2 protein-coding genes, 1 tRNA gene and 1 pseudogene are annotated in these 3,988 nt (G+C 63.4%); 3 read left to right on the plus strand and 1 reads right to left on the minus strand.

Annotated features, from left to right (window positions below):
* The coding region (locus tag EN939_RS24130; RefSeq protein ID WP_127270187.1) for a PAS domain-containing protein at positions 1 to 2,590 on the minus strand (2,590 nt) is incomplete at its 3' end.
* Between the two features lie 248 nt (positions 2,591 to 2,838).
* Here EN939_RS24130 and EN939_RS24135 point away from each other — a divergent pair.
* The 3 genes and pseudogenes from EN939_RS24135 to EN939_RS24145 all read left to right on the plus strand — a co-directional run.
* Entirely contained in the window at positions 2,839 to 3,297 is a 459-nt protein-coding gene (locus tag EN939_RS24135; RefSeq protein WP_127270189.1) for a phasin, read from the plus strand.
* A gap of 369 nt (positions 3,298 to 3,666) precedes the next feature.
* Positions 3,667 to 3,743: transfer RNA gene (locus EN939_RS24140), tRNA-His, on the plus strand.
* Positions 3,744 to 3,862: 119 nt separating this feature from the next.
* A pseudogene (locus EN939_RS24145) lies at positions 3,863 to 3,988 on the plus strand (NAD(P)(+) transhydrogenase (Re/Si-specific) subunit beta); the annotation flags it as partial.

Raw genomic sequence — 3,988 nt, forward strand, 5'->3', positions numbered from 1 at the left:
GCGCATCATCCTCGCCGGAGCGTCGCACGACCAGCATCAGCGCCTTGCCGTCGCGCCAGGGGACCGAGCGCAAAATGGCCTCGATCGGGAATTCCTGTCCGTCACGCGTTTTCAGCCGCAGCGCGCGATCGGTGCCGTCGGAAACGCCGTCGTCGGCATAGGGGTCGGCAAACAACGCGCCGAGGCCGCCGGCATCCGCCAGATCGTCAAGCGCCTCGTAACCCGTCAGGCTGAGGAATTCCTCATTCGCATAGTGCAACCGGTCCCCGGAATGGATGAGCAGCGGCACGGGCAGCTTGCCGAGCAGCGACGTGTCCGGAGCCTTGTGTTCATCTCCGGCGGAAAACGCCGACGGCACGAACCCTTCGGCCTTGAGCGGCGGAACCTGCAGGCGAGGGCGCTCGAGGGGTATTTCCGCAGAGACGCCTGCGGTTTCCTCGCCAACCGTCTGCTCGTCGGGCGACGCGGCTTCCTCGTCGGGCTGCGCCCAATCCTCATTGTCTTCGGCATCGCGAAAATCCGCCGACGTCATGCTGTCGTCATCGAGGCCATCATGTGTCGCGTCAGTGGATTCAGGCTCTTCGCCGGGCGAAACGGCAGCTGTGTTCTCTGGTTCCGCCGCCACGGGGCCACGTTCGTCATCTTGGCCGGCATAGTCGAGCAACGAGCCCGTCACATTCACCCCCGAGCGGGCGTCACGAGGGGCTTCGTCCGCGTGACCGTCAAGCCGTGCCAGATCCCGGTCGTCTTCGGCATCGACATCGGATGCCTCGACCGGTTCGTTCTCTGGCCCTGACGCAGGGATGCCGTCGGTGCGCATCGGGTCGTCGGACGCATTGACCGGAGCCTCGGTCTCCGCTGCCGATGCCTCCACAGTCTCGGTCTCTGGCGGCCCGACCGGAGCGCTATCCTTCTTCAGCCGCTCGCCGATTTCGCGGAACGCGCTGCGTTCCAGGGTCGACAGGCCCTTGTCGTTGGCAGGCTGGCGATGTTCGGCGAGCCGGATCACCTTATCGGCAAAGCGCCGCTCCTGTTTCGGCACGATGGTCAACGCCGGCACCTCGCCCTTGAACGGATCCGATGCCTGCGTGTCCTCGGTCTTGGGCTCTTCGGCGTTCGGCTGTTCGGGCGCGGGTTGGATGACTTGCGGTTCCGGCGTTGCCGGCGCCTGGCTATTGGGCACCAGCGCCATGCCGATGGCCTCCGGATCGACGACCGCGTCGCTGGCGCGGGCGACGCCGAAGCCGCGGAAACCCTCGAAGGCGCGGCTGCGGCCATAGACAGGCAGCGCCGCCAGGTCGACCGGTATCTTCAGATCGGTGCCGACGACCGGCCACAGCACGGAGCGCCCGGACCAGGTATCGCGCCGTTCGAGGAGCCCTGATATCTCGCCGGAGGGGTCGAGGCCGAATGTAGCGGCGACATCCCGGAAGCGGCGGCCGATCACGTCGGCCGCCGGCTTGCCGACGATGTCGGCGAATTCCGGCGACAGCGCGCTGAACTTGCCTTCGGCATCGGTGCGCCAGACGAAGCGCACCGGCGCCGCGGCGCGGTCTATCGCCGAGACGGTCGTCGGCGTGGCCGTGGACTGGACTTCCAGGGCGGCCGGCTCTTGAGGCGCTTCAGGTCCGGACGCGGCAGGTCGCGGCGCCTGTTGCCCTCCGTCCTCGCCGGCGTTGAAGTACCAATGGTCGTGCTGCGCGGGCATGCGCTCTGCTGCCGGCTGATCGCTGTTAGCCGCCGTCGGCGCCTGCCCGATCGCATCGGCGATCTCATGCTGCGATGCGGCGATGTCGCCGGCCGGCTGCGAGGCGCTCGGTTCGTCGGTCGGTGCCTCGCGGCCCTGTTCCGGCTGGGAAGCCGCGTCGCCAGCAGGTGCCGTCTCGGCAATGGTTTGCGTAGGATGTTCGCCCGCAGGGGCTGTGTCGTCGAGCTGGTCCTCGTCGATCACCACCAGCAGATGCCGCTCCTCGGTCAATCTTGCCAGCCCTGCCGGGTAGGAGGCCGTGCCGCCGGGGACAAGGCGCTTGACGATGCGGTCGCTCTCGGCTGCGACGTCGGCAACCAGTGCCGCCAGCGTCTCCGGCAGGATGCCCAGTGCCGAAAATCCTTCCGAGGCCGCCTCGACGTTGCCCCCGGCATCGACAAAGGCGATGAAATGACCATCCTCGGTGAGGCCGCTAATGGCGCGCGCGGCGATTTCGCCGGCACTGCGTGACCCGGTCTGAGCCGCCGGCACTGCCAGCATGATCGCCTTTTCGGCGTCCGGCATGGTCACCGCACTGGCCAGGAAGCCGACGGCGCGGCTGGTCATGCCGGTCGCCAGCCGCACCATGATGGCGCGGTCACTGCCAATCTCGGGAAATCCGCTGGTCGCCATGATCTGGCGCCTGGCGATCACGGGCAACTGCGCCGAGGCGCCGATGATCGCCTCGATGTCGGGATAACCGAACATCGCGGCTCCTGGCCCGTTGGCCCAGATCACCTGCTCCAGATCCGCCGACAGGATCGCGATCGCGTCGCCTGCCGCAAAGCGCTGGCGGACCGCGTCGAGCACGGCGACATCGAGGAAGGAATATTCGGACGGCATGCGCTTGGCGGACCTCACGGAGCGGCGATTTTGCAGTTAACGCTTTGTTAATAAAAGCCGGAGGCGCGAAGGTCCACAAGCCAGAACGTGCAAAGGCTGGAATCTGGGCTCTTGGTTAACGGCCCAAAAGAAATTTATGGTGCACTGCAACAAAGATATTGCAACGCACAAAATTTGCCTTTATATTGCCATCATACAGGAACGAGACGGCTTTCTGTCAAAGCCGCTGCCGCTGAAAAGGATGGAAAATGTCCAGGACCAAGACCGCCGAGACGATCGAAAACGTTGAATTCCCGAGCTTCGACGCTTCCAAGGCCACCGACCAGATGCGCGCCTTCGCCGAAAAGGGCGTTGAGCAGTCGAAAGAGGCCTATGCCAAGCTGAAGACCGGCGCCGAGGAGACCCAGAAGGCTCTGGAGTCGACCTACGAGAACGCCAAGACCGTTTCCAACGACCTGTCGCTCAAGACCATCTCCGCTTTGCGTGCCAATGCCGAGGCCGGCTTTTCCCACCTCGAAGCCCTGATCGGCGCCAAGTCGCTGTCGGAAGTCGTCGAGCTGCAGACCGCCTTCCTGCGCAAGCGCGTCGAATCGACCGTCGAGCAGGCCAAGGACTTCCAGGCCGTTGCCTCCAAGGCGGCCGAGGACGTCTCCAAGCCGATCAAGACCGCCTTCGAGAAGGCGATGAAGGAAATCAAGGTTGCCTAACATTTGCGCATGATCTGAAGATGCAACAAAAGGTCGCATTTTCTTAAAAACGATCAGGTGTATGATAGCAGCCATCAAGGAATACCCGGTGAGTGGAACCTCCTCCCTCTGCTCCCCGGGTGACCAGCCAGCACCTCCTCCCGCTGGCTCGTAACAGGAAAAGGCCGGCACCTCCTCCCGCCGGCCTTTTTCTTTGTCCGTCGCCCGGCCCTTGCCTGCGCCTTCTTGCTGGGCAAATGCCGCGTCGATGTGGGGAAGTGACCTTTGCTTTCCAAAAGCCTTGAATTAGAATCCATAAGCCCGTAAGGACGCATCGCCGAACGACAGAGCGGGCGGATGAGTTTCTGTTTCGATCCGCTCAGGCAACGTGCCGTTGTAGCTCAGATGGTTAGAGCGCCGGATTGTGGATCCGGAGGTCGCTGGTTCGATCCCAGCCAACGGTACCATCGACTTTCCTCGCTAAGCTATTGAATTTACTATAGAAGTTTCGACAGCTAGTGATTAGCCTTGCGGCTATTTCCGATTTTGTGATACCTAATGTGTTTCTTATTGTGATACAAATAGGCTGGTCACCACCGAGTCCAAACTGGTCTTCTGGTTGATCGTTGCGGCCTCGCTGGTGCTCGGCATCCTGCTGATCATCCCGATCGGCGGCGCCGACATGCCGGTCGTCGTCTCGATGCTCAACTCC

The sequence above is a fragment of the Mesorhizobium sp. M7A.F.Ca.CA.002.05.1.1 genome, from assembly GCF_003998335.1.
Classification (GTDB): Bacteria; Pseudomonadota; Alphaproteobacteria; order Rhizobiales; family Rhizobiaceae; genus Mesorhizobium.

Excerpts from the sequence above, each read along its gene's own strand:
- EN939_RS24135 (WP_127270189.1), top strand. The coding sequence starts at position 2,839 with ATGTCCAGGACCAAGACCGCCGAGACGATCGAAAACGTTGAATTCCCG.